Below are 15720 nucleotides of genomic sequence, written 5' to 3'. Positions count from 1 at the left end.
AGTGGCAGATTCGTGAAGGATGGGACCCGTGGGACGGCCGAACCGCCAGGCGCAGCGACGCGAGGAGATCCTCGATGCAGCGACCGCGCTGATCGAACGCAACGATCTGACCACGCTGCGGATCGCCGATGTGGCCGCCGAGCTTCGACTGACCCCCAATGCCGTGCGCTACTACTTCCGAGAAATGGACCAGCTGCTCTCGGCCCTCGCGCAGCGCTCGGACAGCAGGTTCTACGACGACCGGCTCGCGGTGGTGCAACGCACCGCCGACGCCCGGGACCAGATCGCGTTCATGATCGCCGCGGGGTTGCCGTCCGGACCCGAGGATGCCGAGTGGCGCACCATCTGGCGGGCCGTGCTGGCCGCCGGGTTCGTCCTCGACCAGCGCCCCGACATCCAGCACATCTTTCACCGGCAGGTGGGCCTCTACACGCAGATCCTCGAAGCTGGTGGCGCTGCAGGCACATTCACACTGGCCGCACCCGCGCAGGATATCGCGATGACACTGATGTCCATGGAGGACTATCTCGGTTACCGCATCGTGGCGCGAGACCCCGACCTCGACCGAGCCACTGCGCTGCGCCTGATGCGGGGGTACGCCGAACTGACCACGGGGGCTTCACTTCCGGTGCCTACGTGAGCCGCCGCGCCGCACTCCTGGTGGTGATCGCCGCGGTCAGCCAGGAGGTCGGCGCGAGGAACTGTCAGCGGTTCTTGGCGAGGAACCGACGGAACAAGGGCCAGGCGATCGCCAGGTTGTATGCCACGCCGCCCACCAGGTACGGCCACCAGGTGCCGTGGTCGCTGGCGACCCAGAACGCCTTGGCCGCCCAGTACGGCGGCAGCACACCGAAGGCCAGGTTCCATGACGAATCGATGAACCACGGCAGGCATGGCAATCCGGCGATGATCATGCCCAGTGCCCGCAACATCGCAATGCCTTGGATCTTGTTGCCCGCCAGGGCGATTATCAGTAGTAGCGTCACCACGGCGGACAAGCCCGCCACCATCCCGATCGGGATGAGCGCCGGGATCAAACCAGGTTCCAGAATCCCGCTGAACGACAGCGTCGCAACCACATAGACGGCGGTGACCGCCATCACCGTCCCCGCCCGATAGCCGAAGAATGTCGACATCGGCACCGGTGTCACCCGCAGGGCGGACATGGTGCCGGCGTCGATCTCGTCGAGAACCAGGAATGCGCCCAGGCCGCCGGCGATGATGATGCTGGTGAGCAGCAGGAATGCGGTGAGCACCAACGGGTAGTACGGCACCAGATCGAAGTCGTAGCGCTCGGCCAGCATGTCGGTGAACATCGGCGTGAGAACTGCAACTCCCGTGGTCCAGATAACCGGCGCGAGCACGAGCATCACCAGGAGCGGATCGCGGTAGGTGCCGCGCAGGTCATTGCGCCCGAAGGCCGCCAGAGCCCGACCCCTGTTGGAACCGATCATGGCGGTCACAGCACACCTGACCTTTCGATGACGTAGCGGTCGAACAGCGCGTGGGCGGCCCGCCACAGCGCGGCCAGGCACACGATCGGATAGAGCACCGCATAGGCGAGCTGCCAACCACTCAGCGTCACCTGGTCGAATGCGGCGCCCAGCAACAGCATCGGCCCGTGGGTGGGCACGACGAAGAGCACTGGATTGGGCCAGACCCCGGAGAAGAGCAGGATCGGCGGAGTGAGCATGGCGGCAAGTGGGATGACCGCTGCGAGAAACCAGTCGGTGACCGATCCGAACGGCAGCGAGCTGATGAACCCGACCAGCAGCATCAACAGGGTGCCGAGAACCACGCCGAGGACCAGGGGCACCGGATGGTAGGCGGTGCCCCTGGAGATGGTCGACACAACGAGCGCGACCAACAGCGAGATCGACAGCAGCACCGCGAGTTTGGCCGTGAGGTACTCCCCGAACCGCAAAGGGGTCGAGATGATGGCACCGAGGGTGCGTTCCTGCTTTTCGAAGAACACCGAGCCGCCGATGAAGAAAAATCCGATGATCGCGATGTCGCCGACCAACACATAGGGTTCGGCGACCGGGCGGAGGTGGTGCGGCATGGGCAGCAGCACCGCCAGCCATATCAGCCCGGAGAAGATCCCTGCGTGCAGGAATTTCTGCCGGTACTGAACCGTCAGCTCGAGCCGGATCGCACTGGTCAATCTGGTCATATCAGCTGCCGTCCCGTCACCTCGACGAAGACGTCGTCCAGGCTGGCTTCGCGACTGTGAATGGTCTCGACGTGGAAGTTGCGCAATACCGCGTGGAAATCCGGATCGTCGGCCAGGCCGTCCATTCCGAACTCTGTCGTGGTGAGACCCTCTCCGGGTACGCGGTACTGGACCCGCACCCGGCGTTGGCTGCGCGCGATCTTCAATTCGGCAGGCGTGTCCATTGCGACGATGGCTCCGTCGACGACGAAGGCCACCCGGTCGCACAGCTCATCGGCGGTGGACATGTCGTGGGTGGTGAGAAAGATCGTGCGACCACTCGCCTTCAATCCCAGGATGATGTCTTTGACCTTGCGCGCGTTGACCGGGTCGAGTCCAGAGGTCGGCTCATCGAGGAACAACAATTCGGGGTTGTTGACCAGCGACCGCGCAAACGTCAGCCGCATCTGCATTCCCTTGGAATACTTGCCCACTCGGGTGTGGGCCGCATCCTTGAGACCCACGGATTCGAGCAACTCCATCGGATCCGCCGTGGGCCCGTCGTAGAGGGAGGCGAAGAACTGCAGGTTCTCCAGGCCGGTGAGCTTGAGATAGTGGTTCGGCAACTCGAACGAGACTCCGACGCGCTGGTAGTAGTCCGAGCCCCACTCGAGTGGGTCGCGGCCCCACACCGTGGCCTGACCGCCGTGACCTCGCAAGAGGCCGATGAGCAGCTTCTGCGTGGTGGATTTGCCGGCGCCGCTGGGGCCGAGGAATCCGAAGATCTCTCCGCGCCCAACGGTGAAATCCATACCGCGCACAGCGGGTTCGGTTGACTTGGGGTACGTGAACGTCAAGTTCTCGACGTGGATGACAGCCGTCGCGGTGTTCGGGTCGGCCGTGGATGTCAGGTGTTGCATTGTTTCTCAATCGCTCTTCTGTCGTGCGAATAGACAATTTCCGACCAGACTTCCCGGAACACCGCGACCGACTGTACTAAACTTTCAGTAATTTGTGAAGATAGTTTGGGCCGAGGAGGATTCGATGACGTTGGCGTCAGATCTGCAGCACGCCGCCGAAGAGCTCGCCCTGGCACTGACCAGCCATGGGATGCAACGTATGACGGCGCGGGTACTCGCGACGCTTCTGTTCACCGAGAAACCCAACCTGACCATGGGCGAGCTTTCCGAGAATCTGAGCGCCAGTGTCGGCGCAATATCCAGCGCCCTCAAGATGCTCACGTCGGTCGGCCTTGCCGAACGGGTACCCGTGCCGGCCAGCCGCCGCGACCACTTCCGGCTGCGGGATGACGCTTGGGCCATTCTGTTCACCAACCAGAACGAGACGATCGCGGCCATGCAGGCCGCCGCCGAATCCGGCATCGCCGCCACAGACCCCGGAAGCGTGGCGCACCAGCGCCTCTCCCAGATGCGGGATTTCTATACCTTTCTGATGGCCGAGCTGCCCGCGATCCTGGACCGGTGGCGTGAACACCGCACTCAGGGCAACAAGCCCACCTGACGGTAGACCGCACGCAAGTAGTGCCGCATCTCCTCGACGTCGGGCGGGTCTGGTTGCAGTACGCGATATGTGATCGCACCGACCATCATGTCGATCGCCACGTCGAAATCGGTATCGGCAGCGACAGTTCCACACTCCTGCGCATGCTCGAGCAGACGAGTGGCGAGCGCGCGTCGTGGCCGGATGTAGCGATCCCAGTAGACCGTCATGAGCGCCGGGTGACTGACCGCCGAACCGTAAACCCGCGCCACCAGCGCGCGATAGGACGGTGTGGTGGTGACAGCCGCCGCGCTTTCGATCGCGGCCTCGACAAGCTCATGAGGGGATTCGATGTCGATGGCCTCCGGTGAGGCCCAACCCACCTCCTCGGCGACCAGCGTCTCCATCGCCGCGGCGATCAGGTCCTCCTTGGTCGACCACCGTCGATAGATGGTCGGCTTGCCGACACCGGCACGTTTGGCGATCTGTTCGATGCTCGAGCCCTCGACCCCGCGCTCGATGAAAAGGTCCAGCGCTGCTTGCAGGATTGCGCGCTCAGCCGCCGCGTCCCGGGGCCGGCCACGGCCGGCCGTGGTCACCGCACCGCCCCCGTCCCCAGAGCGGCTGTCAGCCAACGGTCGAGCTCGCCGACATCGTCGGGACTCCCCCGCCATGCCAGATGGGCATCCGGCCGGATCAACATGGCCTCTGAGCTGTCGTGGTGCAGGGCCACGACGAATTCGCCCAGGTGGGGCCGCAGCGGTTCGAGATCGTCGGGTACGCCGTCGGGCAACAGTAGTGCCCAGCGCCCGCCGAGCTCGCCGTGTAGTCGGGTGGCCGCCCCGTCGGAGCGGGTGCAGGGCAGATCCGCGATCCGATCGCCGGATCGCGGCTTGCGGCCGCGGCCGCCGAGCGGGCCCTTGCGGTAGCTCACCCACAGCTGTGAAGCCGTGTACGTCGTCCAGCGCTGGATGAAGGCCGAGCTGAACAGGCGGGTGGCCACGTGGTCACGCAGGAACCGGCCGACCGGATTGCTCGCGACGTTGACCCGGGTGACCGCACTTGTGCCGCGCAGCACTTCGGTGGCCAGGGGCCTGCGCTCGGCTTCATAGGTGTCGATGAGCTTGTCGGAGGCCAGGTTTCGGATCACCAGCGCCAGTTTGAAGGCCAAGTTCTCCGCATCGCCGATGCCGGTCAGCATGCCCTGACCACCAAAGGGCGCATGCGCGTGCGCGGCGTCACCGGCGATCAGGATGCGCCCGTGCCGGTACGTATCGGCGAGCCGGCGGTGCACGGTGAACACCGACAGCCACTCGGCGTCGCCGACGGTCACCGCGCGGCCGGTCCGCTGTGGCACCACCTGTTTGATTCGGTCCAGAATCTCACTCTCGCTGGGCTTTTGCGCGAGCGTGGGATCGTAGACGAACAGCCGCCACAAGTCGTCGCGACCGCTGGCATCGGGCATGGGCATCGCGCCGACCACTCCGTCGGGGTGAACCCAGCCGGTCGTGCCGCCACGGTCGAGCGTCCAGTCCAGATGGACATCGGCGAGCAGGAATCGTTCGGAGAGTTTGACCCCGGGGAACGCGATACCAGCCTGCTGCCTGGTGACGCTGGAGGTGCCGTCGCATCCCACCAGCCACTTCGCCCGCACGCGTTCACCGTCGGAGAGTTCGGCAACGACGACGTCGCCCTCCTGCAGCACACCGACCACGCCTCGGCCCCATTCGGGCTCGATCCCGAGCTCGGCCAGTCGGGCCCGCAGTGCCGCTTCGACTTTCGCCTGCGACACCACCATGGGCGGTGCGGCGGTCCGCATGCCCGGATCACCGAACTCCAGGGTCATCACGGGGCGGTCGCCGAGATAGTTGGTGATGCGCATGGCGCGCAACGACTCGTTCGGCAAGTTGCCCAGTGCGCCGATCCGGCCCAGCACTTCCGAGCCTCGGGCGTGCAGAAAGTTGGCCCGCGACGTGGTCGCCGGCCCCGGTGCGCGGTCGACGACGCGCACGGAGAGGCCGTGTAGGCGCAACGAGCAGGCCAGCGTCAATCCGGTCGGGCCGGCACCGACCACCACCACATCCAGGCTCTCATCCCAGGAAACCATGCCAATAGCATAACGATACCGTTCCGTAATTTAAAGAGGTCGCCCCCAACCACGCCCCACCCGGTTATCTTCGGTCCATGAGCATGGCGGCAGATGAGCACATGCAGGTTGACAGCCTGTACCGATACCCGGTCAAGTCGATGCTCGGGGAGCGCGTGGACACGTTGCTCGTCAACGCCGGTGGAGCCGACGGCGACCGCAAGTACGCGCTCATCGATGAATCCAGCGGCCGGGTGGCGAGCGCGAAGCAGGCCCGACTGTGGCGCGGACTCTTGTCGTGTGGCGCTGTCACCGAACGGCGCCAGGTGCGCATCCACCTGCCCGACGGCCGCACGACCACGTCGGATGACGACGACGTCGACGACCTGTTGTCACAGTTCGTGGGGCGCTCGGTTCACCTGATCGACAGCAGACCCGCCGGCGCCTCGATTGAACGCGCGGACCCCGATCAAGTGCTCGACCTGGGCGTCGACGCCCAGGTCGACGCCCCGATCCTGGAACTGGCTCTGGCCACTCCGGGGACCTCATTCACCGATCTGGCTCCCGTGCACGCGATCACCACGGCGACGCTCGAGCACGTCGGCGTCGAGGCCGCGCGCTATCGGCCCAACCTGGTGATCGCCACGCCACCCGGGTATCCCCCGTACACCGAGAACGAGTGGACCGATCACATTCTCAACGTGGGTGAAACGCGGCTTCGCGCAATGGGGCCCACGCCCCGCTGCGTCATTCCGACGCTCGAACACGGCCGCCTGCCCCGCGCGGCACATGCGCTCCGCACACCCGCCGACGAGAATCGGGTCGACGCCTTCGGACTCGGCCTGCTGCCGTGCGCCGGGGCGTACCTGCAGGTGCTTTCCGAGGGCACCATGCAGATCGGTGACCGAGTCTCGCTCGGTTGAATCAACTCCGCCGGTAACGGCACAGGGAGATCGCATCAGAACAGCAGAACCCTTGCGAACTCCGGCGACCAATTACTAGGATATCCAAGTATCTCGGGTACTGCTCGAGCCACTCACTGTGCACATCCCCTTTGGACGGAACGCCATGACCACTCAGATCCCCCACTTCATCAACGGCCAACGCACCACCGCCGGATCGACCCGCACCGCCGATGTGCTCAACCCCAGCACCGGCGAGGTGCAGGCGCAGGTGGCCCTGGCCTCGGCCGCCGACGTCGACGCCGCGGTGGCCGGCGCGGCCGAGGCCCAGAAGGAATGGGCCGCCTACAACCCGCAGCGCCGGGCCCGGGTGCTGATGAAATTCATCGAACTGGTGCACCAGAATGCAGACGAGCTGGCTGAGCTGCTCAGTTTGGAGCACGGCAAGACCGTGGCCGACTCGCACGGCGACATCCAGCGCGGCCTCGAGGTCATCGAGTTCTCCGTCGGCATCCCCCACCTGCTCAAAGGCGAGTTCACCGAGGGCGCAGGCACCGGCATCGACGTGTACTCGATCCGTCAGCCGCTGGGCGTGGTCGCCGGCATCACCCCGTTCAACTTCCCCGCGATGATTCCGCTGTGGAAGGCCGGCCCCGCGCTCGCATGCGGAAATGCCTTCGTGCTGAAGCCTTCCGAGCGCGATCCCTCGGTGCCGCTGCGGCTGGCCGAGCTGTTCATCGAGGCCGGGCTGCCCGCGGGCGTGTTCCAGGTGGTCCACGGCGACAAGGAGGCCGTCGACGCGATCCTGGAGCACCCCGAGATCAAGGCGGTCGGCTTCGTCGGCAGCTCCGACATCGCGCAGTACATCTACTCGGGCGCGGCCGCGCACGGTAAGCGCGCGCAGTGCTTCGGCGGCGCCAAGAACCACATGATCGTGATGCCCGATGCCGATCTGGACCAGGCCGTGGATGCCTTGATCGGCGCCGGGTACGGCAGCGCCGGCGAGCGCTGCATGGCCATCAGCGTCGCGGTCCCAGTGGGCGAAGAAACAGCGCAACGGCTTCGGAATCGGCTCGTCGAGCGGATCAACCAGCTGCGGGTCGGACACAGCCTCGACCCCAAGGCCGATTACGGGCCACTGGTCACCGGCGCGGCACTCGAACGGGTTCGCGACTACATCGGCCAGGGTGTCGAGGCCGGTGCCGAGATCGTGGTCGACGGCCGCGAGCGGGCGAGCAACGAGCTGACTTTCGGCGACACCAGCCTGGAGAAGGGCTACTTCATCGGCCCGACCCTGTTCGACAACGTCACCACCGACATGTCGATCTACACCGACGAGATCTTCGGTCCGGTGCTGTGCATCGTCCGCGCTCACGACTACGAAGAAGCGTTGAAGCTGCCGTCCGAGCACGAGTACGGCAACGGCGTGGCGATCTTCACCCGCGACGGCGATGCCGCACGCGACTTCGTGTCCCGGGTGCAGGTCGGCATGGTGGGCGTCAACGTGCCGATCCCGGTCCCGGTGGCCTACCACACCTTCGGCGGCTGGAAGCGGTCCGGATTCGGCGACCTCAACCAGCACGGGCCGCACTCGATCCTGTTCTACACCAAGACCAAGACCGTCACCGAGCGGTGGCCGTCGGGCATCAAGGATGGCGCCGAGTTCGTCATCCCGACCATGAAGTAGCGCACCGGTGAATCTGCACGACCTGGATGAAGACGAGCGCGTGATCGCCGAGACGGCGGCCGCGTTCGCCGAAAAGCGCATCGCGCCATACGCGTTGGAGTGGGATGAGACCCATCACTTCCCCACCGACGTGTTACGCGAGGCGGCCGAACTCGGCATGGGCGCCATCTACTGCGGTGAGGACACCGGCGGCAGCGGGCTGCGTCGACTGGATGCGGTACGCATCTTCGAGCAACTGGCCGCTGCCGATCCCACCCTGGCGGCGTTCCTGTCCATCCACAACATGTGCGCGTGGATGGTGGACAGCTTCGGCACCGAGGAGCAGCGCAAGGCCTGGGTGCCCAAGCTGGCGTCGATGGACGCCATCGCCAGCTACTGCCTCACCGAACCGGGTGCCGGCTCGGACGCGGCGGCGCTGCGCACCCGGGCGGTCCGCGACGGCAGCGATTACGTCCTCGACGGGGTCAAGCAGTTCATCTCCGGGGCCGGCAGCTCCGATGTGTACGTGGTGATGGCCCGCACCGGAGCTGACGGCCCGAGGGGGATCTCGGCGTTCGTGATCGAAAAGGACGCACCCGGGCTGAGTTTCGGCGTCCAGGAGCAGAAGATGGGCTGGAATGCCCAGCCCACGGCACAGGTGATCCTCGAGGGTGTGCGGGTTCCGGCCGATGCCCTGCTGGGCGGCACCGAGGGCACCGGGTTCGGCATCGCGATGAACGGTCTGAACGGTGGCCGGATCAACATCGCGGCCTGCTCGCTCGGCGGGGCCCAGGCCGCCTACGACAAGGCGCTGGCCTACCTGGCCGACCGCCAGGCCTTCGGTGGGTCACTGCTCGACGAGCCGACCATCCGGTTCACCTTGGCCGACATGGCCACCGGCCTGGAGACCTCCCGAAACATGTTGTGGCGGGCGGCTTCCGCGCTGGATGCCGACCACCCTGACAAGGTCACTTTGTGCGCGATGGCCAAGCTGTACGTCACCGACACGTGCTTCGAGGTGGCCGATCAGGCGCTGCAGTTGCACGGCGGCTACGGCTATCTGCGTGAGTACGGTCTGGAGAAAATCGTCCGGGATCTACGGGTGCACCGCATCCTTGAGGGAACCAACGAAATCATGCGGGTGGTCATCGGGCGTTCCGAGTCGTCCCGCACCCGCAACTCTGCATAGGGAGAGACATACGTGACCACGATCGCGTTCCTCGGTTTGGGGCACATGGGCGGCCCGATGGCGGCCAACCTGGTGGCAGCGGGCCACACCGTGCACGGCTTCGATCCCGTGCCCGCCTCGAAGGCAGCCGCTGAAGCCAACGGCGCCAAGGTCTTCGACACCGGCGCTGCGGCGGTGTCCGGTGCCGACGTGGTGATCACCTCACTGCCCAACGGCAACATCGTCAAAGCGTGCTATGCCGAGGTGCTGCCGGCTGCAGCGAAAGGCACGTTGTTCATCGACACCTCGACCATCTCGGTGGACGACGCCCGCGAGATTCACGCAAAGGCAGGTGAACACGGGCACGCTCAGCTCGACGCCCCGGTCTCCGGCGGCGTGAAGGGCGCGACCGCGGGCACGTTGGCGTTCATGGTCGGCGGCGAGGCCGAAGCGGTCGAGCGGGCCCGCCCGGTGCTGGATCCCATGGCGGGCAAGATCATCCACTGCGGCGGCTCGGGCACCGGCCAGGCCGCCAAGCTCTGCAACAACATGGTGCTCGCGGTGCAACAGATCGCGGTCGGCGAAGCTTTCGTGCTGGCCGAGAAGCTGGGCCTGCCTGCGCAGTCGCTGTTCGACGTGATCACCGGCGCCACCGGGAACTGCTGGGCCGTCCACACGAATTGCCCGGTGCCAGGCCCCGTCCCGACGTCTCCGGCCAACAACGACTTCAAGCCGGGTTTCGCCACCGCCCTGATGAACAAGGACCTCGGGTTGGCGATGGCTGCGGTGATGTCCACCGGGTCTTCGGCTCCGCTCGGCACACATGCGGCACAGATCTACGCCGCGTTCGCCGACGAGCACGCTGACGAGGACTTCAGCGCGGTGATCGAGACGCTGCGCGACTGATTCCTCCTCGCGTTTGTAACCAGGTGGCGGTGAAATTCGTGTTTGGCCGCCACCAGGTTACGAACGCGGCCCGCCGCGGTGTTACGAACGCGAAGCCCACACCCTGGCAAGCTTGCCGAGAACATTGGCCTCGCCGTCGCGGCAGGTAACCCGAATGACGCTCCAGCCCATTTCGATCATCGCGTCGATACGGGCGATGTCCTTGCGGAGGACGTCGGGATCGGTGTGGTGCAGGCCTTCGTACTCCATGACGATCTTCAGCTCCGGCCAGGCGAGATCGGCGTCTCCGATCAATGCGCCGTACTCGTTGTAGATCGGGTGCTGTGTCTGTGGTGGTGGATAGCCCGCGCGAACAACCAACAGCCGCAACCAGGTTTCCTGCGGGGATTCCGCCCCAGGGTCGACCAGGGCAATGCTCGCACGTGCCTGTTTGATGCCTTTGCGGCCGGTATACCGCTGCGCGGCCAATTCGATGTCAGCGACTTTCAGCCGCGTGGCCCGCGCCAGCGCATCGATCGCTGCCACAGCGGCGTCTTCTGGCAGTCGGCAGGCGAGGTCTACCGCCGTCCGTAGCGGGTTGGTCAATCGGATATCGCCGATCAGACAGATTTCGTCGTCATCGATCACGTCGGCCCAGGCGACGACTCCCCGGGTCGGTCGCCGATTCGTGTCGAGAATGTTGGCGGGAAGCGCAGCATCGATCCAACGTGCTCCATGCAGCGCCGACGCGGAATACCCAGCCAATACGCCCCGCCGCCGTGATCGCAACCAGGCCGCCTTGGCGCGCAGCACCGCGGTGGGCCGAGTCTCCCTGGGCACATAGATGTCGTGGTGCACAGCGGTGAACCGGGCACGCAGATCGTGGCGTGTCAGCCTGCCGGCCGCAACGGCCTCACTGCCGATGAACGGCTCCACCATGCGGGAAAAGTGTGCCCGCGCCCACCGACAACCTCACGTTCGTAACGTGGTGGCGCCAGAATTCGCGTCTCGCCGCCACCAGGTTACAAACGCGGATACGCGACAGGAGCTAGGCCGCAGACGGGCTGCGCTGAGCCCACCACTGGCTGTGCAGGCGCTGGCACACCGGCAAACGCAGCGGCTCGGCGCCGGCGAAATCCGGCCGGACCGCAACGGCCGCGTATGACCCGGAACCGGCGTCGGGATCGATGAGCAGGCTGGCCATCCCCGCGTCGTTGGCGGCGCGCAGGCCCGAGACCGAGCCGGCGATGGCCAACGCATCGTGGCCGGCCACACCCAGCTCACCCAGGGCATGCCGGTACAGGTCGGCCCCGGTGGCGCTGACGTCGTCGGTGGTGACGACGGTTTCCACCAGGCCGTCACCGACCAGCTGGCGCACCAGCGGTTCGGCCCAGCGGCGACGGCCCGCGGCGACCACGCCGACCGGCAGGCCGGCCAGGAACGCGTCGTTCATCAGATCCTCCAGGCCCGGCCGTGGCGTCAGGCCCGCGTCGAGGATCATCTCGTCGAACATCATGTCCTTGGTCGTGCAGATCTCGTCGGCGAGCACTTCGGTGAGGACATCGCAGTCCGGCCCCACGCAGCGCTTGCGCAGCTCGGCAGTGACCCGTTGACGTTCGTCGTGCAGCGCAAGGAGCTGCTGATACCGCGCGACCTCCCACTCGATGGGCAGACCGTGCGCGGCGAACGCGGCGTTGAAGACAACGCGATGTCCGTCGACGTCGAGATCCGACAGCGCATCGAGGTCCAGGATCACCGCACGCAGCGGATGGGCACTCGTATCAGGCTGCGAACAGTCCCACCAGAACCGCCCGGCCCGCCATGACTTCTCTTGTGTTGACGACACCCCATGAGAGTGGCCCACGTCACATCATCCGCGCGTCCCCCGTAGGGGGGATTGGGCCGGTCAAGTTCATCTACTCCGGACCTCACCCCCTCTAGGGTGATGCCATGGCGCCCTCCAATCCAGTGCGCCTTGTGCTGGTCGACGACCATGAAATGGTCATCGAGGGTCTCAAGGCCATGCTTGCTGCGTTCAACGACCGGGTCGAGGTGGTCGGCCAGGCCGTGGGCGCGGAACGCGCACTCAGCGTCATCGAGACACTCGATCCCGACATCGTGCTGTGCGACGTGCGCATGGAAGGTTCCAGCGGGTTGGACCTGTGCCGGGTGCTGCGTGAGCGCGAACCGGAACGCAAGGTGGTCATGCTGTCGGTCTACGACGACGAGCAGTACCTGTTCCAGGCCCTGCGGGTGGGCGCCGCGGGCTATCTGCTCAAGAGCATCAGCAGCGACGAGCTGGTGCGTCAGCTCGAATTCGCACACAGCGGCCAGACCGCGATCGATCCGGGGATGGCGGCCCGCGCGGCCGGCACCGCGGCCCGGTTGCAGCGCGACGAGTTCTGGCCCGGGGTCCGGCAGGGGCTGACCCAGCGCGAGAGCGAGATCCTGTCTTTCGTGGTCGCGGGCCTGTCCAACCGGGGGATCGCCAACAAGCTGGTGATCGGCGAGGAGACCGTGAAGACGCACCTACGCTCCATCTACCGCAAGCTCGGGGTCAGCGACCGGGCCGGTGCGGTGGCCACCGCGCTGCGCGAAGGCATCTACCAATGACCGCCGAGAAATCCGGACGCGAACTCGGGCCGATCGACCTCACCGCCGACCGGGAGCTGGCCCTGCTGCGTGAGCTCATCCGCGCCGCGTCGAGCGGCCCGGGGGTGGAACCGCTGGCCGCCGCGGCGGCCGGGATGATCACCGAGGCCACCGCCACCGACGTGTGCTTCGTCCACGTGCTCGACGACTCGGACCGCGCCCTGACCCTGGCCGGGGCCACTCCGCCGTTCGACGCCGAGATCGGCAAGATCCGGCTACCGCTGGGGCAGGGCATCTCCGGTTGGGTGGCCAGCCATCGCCAGCCCGTGGTGATCAGCCACGACAAGGAGTCCGACCCCCGCTACAAGCCCTTCGAGTCGCTGCGCGGACGAGACTTCACCTCGATGGTGTCGGTCCCGATGGAGACCGGGCCGGGCGGGCTGGTCGGTGTGCTCAACGTGCACACTGTCGAACGCCGAGAGTTCACGCCGCGCGACGTGGAGTTGCTGCTGGTGATCGGCCGGCTGATCGCCGGGGCATTGCACCAGGCCCGGTTGCACCGCCAGTTGGTGGCTCGCGAGCGTGCCCACGAGAATTTCGTCGAGCAGGTGATCCAGGCTCAGGAGATCGAGCGGCGCCGGTTGGCCGGCGACATTCACGACGGCATCTCCCAGCGGTTGGTGACGCTGTCCTACCGGCTCGACGCCGCAGCGCGCGCGGTCGAACCGCAGGCGGTGGCCGAGCAGTTGGCGGCTGCCCGCGAGCTGGTTGCGCTGACTCTGCAGGAGGCCAGGGCAGCGATCAGCGGGCTGCGTCCGCCGGTGCTCGACGATCTCGGTTTGTCGGGTGGGTTGGCCAGCCTGGCCCGCTCGATTCCGCGGATCCCGATCGAGGTCGACCTCGCCGAGACCCGCGTGCCCGATCACATCGAGCTGGCGCTGTACCGGATCGCCCAGGAATGTCTGCAGAATGTGGTCAAACATGCCGACGCGGATCGGGCCCGGCTCACCTTCGCCGTCGACGACGGTGTGGCACGCCTCGAAATCGTCGATGACGGAAAGGGTTTCGATACCTTCGAACACCCGTTGGGCAGCGACGAGATGGGTGGCTACGGACTGCTCTCGATGGCCGAGCGGGCCGAGATCGTCGGCGGGCGGCTGCACATCCGGTCGCGGCCGGGCGCGGGTACCACGGTCACCGCGACCATTCCGCTGCCGTCCGTCACGCAGTAGTCGATCGTTCTCAAGGTGGGTCCGCAAGGTGCACACGCACCGCAGGTACCGCCCGGGCGATCAGCTCCTCGACCGATTGCGATGCGATGGGTTCGATCCGCAGGATGTGACGCAGGTAGGCGATGCCGAGTAGTTGGCCCATGGCCAGGTCCACCCGTAGTTCGGCGTCGGCGCCGGTGAGCGCGGTGGCGATCTGCGGGTAGAGCCGCTGCTCGATGAACTGGCGGACCAGTGCGGCCGATTCCTCGTGGGTGGCCGCACCACGCAGGATGGCCAGCAGGGGCGCGCGGGTGTCGGGTTGTTCCCACAGTTCGAAGAAGAGCCGGGCGAGGCGTTCGGCCAGGCCGGTCTCGGTGTCACCGAGAATCCGGTCGCTGAACTGCTCCGGGTCGAACGGCCAGCCCACGGCGGCCCGGAACAGCTCGGCCTTGCTTCCGAAATAGTGCCGGATCAGGGCCGGGTCTACACCGGCGGCGGTCGCGATGTCGCGCAGTGAGGTCTTGTCGTAGCCGCCTTCGGCGAACATCTGCCTGGCCGTGGCCACCAACTCCTCACGGGTGCCGGACTGTCCCGGCCGTCGTCCACGGGGCGGCATAGTGAAGAAATTCTACAGTCGTTGACTTCCCGATCAGGCCAGGTCTACGCTCGAATCATTAATTCCACAACCGAGGAGTTAAAACGATGCCCGCTCCACGCTGGGTCGCCCACGTCAACAAGATCGGCCTCAACAAGCTCACCCAGTTCATCGCCCCATGGGCACCGGGCTGGGCAGTCGTCATCCACCGGGGCCGCAAGTCCGGCCGCACCTTCCGCACACCGCTGTGGGCATTTCGACGGCCGAACGGTTTCGTCATCGCCCTGACCTACGGCTCGCAGGCCGACTGGGTGCGCAACGTACTGGCCGCAGGCGGCTGCGAACTGGAGGCCCGACGCCGTCGGTACCGCTTGACCGCACCCGAGGTCTACCGCGACGAGAACGCCACCGGCATGCCGGCGTTCATCAGGTTCATGCTGCGCCGCGTGATCAAAGCCCCGGAGTTTCTCAGCCTGCGGGTCGCCGACTAACCGCCGAGTTTCCCGGCGAGTTCGGGGCACTCGTACTTGAGTGCCACGGTCACGATCGTCATGAGCGCGGGAGGGCTGAGGCGGCTGCCCATCTGGATCAACACGTCGACGACATCTTGTTTCGTCTTGTTGAAGCTGCCGCCTGCCATGATGCACGCCAGCATCAGCTGCTCCCCGATTGCCGTGTCAGAACCCTGAATACCGGCGGCACGGACCTCGGCGTACGCCTCCGCAGGCAGGTCCGCCGGACCACGCCCGACGCCTGGGGGCGGGCCGGGACTCTTGGCGGCAGTGGACCTGGGTGCCTTCGACGACGTCGTGAACGGCGTGACGTCGTCGGGCGCGGTGGCCACGCCGATGGTCGTGGAACTGCAGGCCGCCATCAACACGACGGCGGCGGCACCCAGCGCCGCACCCACCCGCCGCTTCCGCTTGGCGTTCATGCGCCCTCCCCTCGACTGTGTTCGAGCGT

18 protein-coding genes are annotated in these 15720 nt (G+C 66.3%); 9 read left to right on the top strand and 9 right to left on the bottom strand.

Annotated features, from left to right (window positions below):
- The first annotated feature begins 19 nt into the window (after positions 1–19).
- The gene (locus E0T84_RS05485; RefSeq protein ID WP_110764973.1) at positions 20–640 is read left to right on the top strand and encodes a TetR/AcrR family transcriptional regulator; all 621 of its coding nucleotides are present in this window, start codon (positions 20–22) and stop codon (positions 638–640) included.
- A 64-nt stretch (positions 641–704) separates the two neighbouring features.
- On the opposite strand, the gene E0T84_RS05480 is transcribed toward E0T84_RS05485, so the two are convergent.
- Genes E0T84_RS05480 through E0T84_RS05470 form a run of 3 tightly spaced genes read right to left on the bottom strand, consistent with a single transcriptional unit; the run spans position 705 to position 3072 of the window.
- Positions 705–1454 carry a fluoroquinolone transporter permease gene (locus E0T84_RS05480; protein ID WP_070944362.1) on the bottom strand — a complete coding sequence of 250 codons (750 nt, stop codon included), beginning with the start codon at positions 1452–1454 and terminating at the stop codon, positions 705–707.
- A gap of 5 nt (positions 1455–1459) precedes the next feature.
- Entirely contained in the window at positions 1460–2173 is a 714-nt protein-coding gene (locus tag E0T84_RS05475) for an ABC transporter permease (protein WP_138743992.1), read from the bottom strand.
- On the bottom strand, positions 2170–3072 hold the full coding sequence (locus E0T84_RS05470) for an ABC transporter ATP-binding protein (protein ID WP_138743991.1): 903 nt from the start codon (positions 3070–3072) through the stop codon (positions 2170–2172). The genes E0T84_RS05475 and E0T84_RS05470 overlap by 4 nt, the downstream gene beginning before the upstream one ends.
- A 142-nt stretch (positions 3073–3214) precedes the next feature.
- Here E0T84_RS05470 and E0T84_RS05465 point away from each other — a divergent pair, with 142 nt between their 5' ends.
- Entirely contained in the window at positions 3215–3673 is a 459-nt protein-coding gene (locus E0T84_RS05465) for a GbsR/MarR family transcriptional regulator (RefSeq protein WP_171054924.1), read from the top strand.
- On the opposite strand, the gene E0T84_RS05460 is transcribed toward E0T84_RS05465, so the two are convergent.
- Positions 3652–4251, bottom strand: coding sequence for a TetR/AcrR family transcriptional regulator (locus tag E0T84_RS05460; RefSeq protein WP_070186105.1), 600 nt, complete (start codon positions 4249–4251; stop codon positions 3652–3654). The two genes, E0T84_RS05465 and E0T84_RS05460, sit on opposite strands and share 22 nt — an antisense overlap.
- Positions 4248–5759 carry an FAD-dependent oxidoreductase gene (locus E0T84_RS05455; protein WP_070186104.1) on the bottom strand — a complete coding sequence of 504 codons (1512 nt, stop codon included), beginning with the start codon at positions 5757–5759 and terminating at the stop codon, positions 4248–4250. The genes E0T84_RS05460 and E0T84_RS05455 overlap by 4 nt, the downstream gene beginning before the upstream one ends.
- 77 nt (positions 5760–5836) lie before the next feature.
- On the opposite strand from E0T84_RS05455, the gene E0T84_RS05450 reads away from it, so the two are divergent.
- From E0T84_RS05450 to mmsB, 4 genes are all read left to right on the top strand, one after another.
- Positions 5837–6661, top strand: a complete 825-nt coding sequence (locus E0T84_RS05450; protein WP_070186103.1) for an MOSC N-terminal beta barrel domain-containing protein — start codon at positions 5837–5839, stop codon at positions 6659–6661.
- Between the two features lie 145 nt (positions 6662–6806).
- Entirely contained in the window at positions 6807–8327 is a 1521-nt protein-coding gene (locus E0T84_RS05445) for a CoA-acylating methylmalonate-semialdehyde dehydrogenase (RefSeq protein ID WP_138743989.1), read from the top strand.
- Positions 8328–8334: 7 nt separating this feature from the next.
- A complete protein-coding gene (locus E0T84_RS05440) occupies positions 8335–9495 on the top strand; it encodes an isobutyryl-CoA dehydrogenase (RefSeq protein ID WP_138743988.1) in 1161 nt (386 codons plus the stop codon).
- 12 nt (positions 9496–9507) lie between these two features.
- Positions 9508–10380, top strand: a complete 873-nt coding sequence (gene mmsB / locus E0T84_RS05435; protein WP_070186100.1) for a 3-hydroxyisobutyrate dehydrogenase — start codon at positions 9508–9510, stop codon at positions 10378–10380.
- 81 nt (positions 10381–10461) lie between these two features.
- On the opposite strand, the gene E0T84_RS05430 is transcribed toward mmsB, so the two are convergent.
- Together E0T84_RS05430 and E0T84_RS05425 are read right to left on the bottom strand one after the other, a co-directional pair.
- Positions 10462–11298, bottom strand: coding sequence for a hypothetical protein (locus E0T84_RS05430; protein WP_070186099.1), 837 nt, complete (start codon positions 11296–11298; stop codon positions 10462–10464).
- A 109-nt stretch (positions 11299–11407) separates the two neighbouring features.
- Positions 11408–12205, bottom strand: a complete 798-nt coding sequence (locus E0T84_RS05425) for an HAD family phosphatase (protein WP_070186098.1) — start codon at positions 12203–12205, stop codon at positions 11408–11410.
- 104 nt (positions 12206–12309) lie between these two features.
- On the opposite strand from E0T84_RS05425, the gene E0T84_RS05420 reads away from it, so the two are divergent.
- Together E0T84_RS05420 and E0T84_RS05415 are read left to right on the top strand one after the other, a co-directional pair.
- Positions 12310–12972, top strand: coding sequence for a response regulator transcription factor (locus E0T84_RS05420; protein ID WP_070186097.1), 663 nt, complete (start codon positions 12310–12312; stop codon positions 12970–12972).
- Positions 12969–14183: a GAF domain-containing sensor histidine kinase gene (locus tag E0T84_RS05415; protein WP_070186096.1), complete on the top strand. Its 1215-nt coding sequence runs from the start codon at positions 12969–12971 to the stop codon at positions 14181–14183. The genes E0T84_RS05420 and E0T84_RS05415 overlap by 4 nt, the downstream gene beginning before the upstream one ends.
- Positions 14184–14193: 10 nt before the next feature.
- On the opposite strand, the gene E0T84_RS05410 is transcribed toward E0T84_RS05415, so the two are convergent.
- A complete protein-coding gene (locus E0T84_RS05410) occupies positions 14194–14778 on the bottom strand; it encodes a TetR/AcrR family transcriptional regulator (protein WP_138743987.1) in 585 nt (194 codons plus the stop codon).
- A gap of 86 nt (positions 14779–14864) precedes the next feature.
- Between E0T84_RS05410 and E0T84_RS05405 the strand changes: the two genes are divergently transcribed.
- Entirely contained in the window at positions 14865–15248 is a 384-nt protein-coding gene (locus E0T84_RS05405) for a nitroreductase family deazaflavin-dependent oxidoreductase (RefSeq protein ID WP_070944263.1), read from the top strand.
- On the opposite strand, the gene E0T84_RS05400 is transcribed toward E0T84_RS05405, so the two are convergent.
- A complete protein-coding gene (locus E0T84_RS05400; protein ID WP_138743986.1) occupies positions 15245–15691 on the bottom strand; it encodes a hypothetical protein in 447 nt (148 codons plus the stop codon). The two genes, E0T84_RS05405 and E0T84_RS05400, sit on opposite strands and share 4 nt — an antisense overlap.
- Positions 15692–15720 lie beyond the last annotated feature (29 nt).

The organism is Mycobacterium sp. DBP42 (assembly GCF_005924235.1).
Taxonomy (GTDB): Bacteria; Actinomycetota; Actinomycetes; order Mycobacteriales; family Mycobacteriaceae; genus Mycobacterium; species Mycobacterium syngnathidarum.
Note: the sequence above shows the minus strand (reverse complement) of the source record. Positions and strands in the feature narration are given on the sequence as shown.

Bases quoted from the DNA above. Each gene is read 5' to 3' on its own strand.
- E0T84_RS05485 (WP_110764973.1), top strand. From the start codon at position 20: ATGGGACCCGTGGGACGGCCGAACCGCCAGGCGCAGCGACGCGAGGAG.
- E0T84_RS05480 (WP_070944362.1), bottom strand. From the start codon at position 1,454: ATGATCGGTTCCAACAGGGGTCGGGCTCTGGCGGCCTTCGGGCGCAAT.
- E0T84_RS05475 (WP_138743992.1), bottom strand. From the start codon at position 2,173: ATGACCAGATTGACCAGTGCGATCCGGCTCGAGCTGACGGTTCAGTAC.
- E0T84_RS05470 (WP_138743991.1), bottom strand. From the start codon at position 3,072: ATGCAACACCTGACATCCACGGCCGACCCGAACACCGCGACGGCTGTC.
- E0T84_RS05455 (WP_070186104.1), bottom strand. From the start codon at position 5,759: ATGGTTTCCTGGGATGAGAGCCTGGATGTGGTGGTGGTCGGTGCCGGC.
- E0T84_RS05450 (WP_070186103.1), top strand. From the start codon at position 5,837: ATGAGCATGGCGGCAGATGAGCACATGCAGGTTGACAGCCTGTACCGA.
- E0T84_RS05445 (WP_138743989.1), top strand. From the start codon at position 6,807: ATGACCACTCAGATCCCCCACTTCATCAACGGCCAACGCACCACCGCC.
- E0T84_RS05430 (WP_070186099.1), bottom strand. From the start codon at position 11,298: ATGGTGGAGCCGTTCATCGGCAGTGAGGCCGTTGCGGCCGGCAGGCTG.
- E0T84_RS05420 (WP_070186097.1), top strand. From the start codon at position 12,310: ATGGCGCCCTCCAATCCAGTGCGCCTTGTGCTGGTCGACGACCATGAA.
- E0T84_RS05415 (WP_070186096.1), top strand. From the start codon at position 12,969: ATGACCGCCGAGAAATCCGGACGCGAACTCGGGCCGATCGACCTCACC.
- E0T84_RS05410 (WP_138743987.1), bottom strand. From the start codon at position 14,778: ATGCCGCCCCGTGGACGACGGCCGGGACAGTCCGGCACCCGTGAGGAG.
- E0T84_RS05405 (WP_070944263.1), top strand. From the start codon at position 14,865: ATGCCCGCTCCACGCTGGGTCGCCCACGTCAACAAGATCGGCCTCAAC.
- E0T84_RS05400 (WP_138743986.1), bottom strand. From the start codon at position 15,691: ATGAACGCCAAGCGGAAGCGGCGGGTGGGTGCGGCGCTGGGTGCCGCC.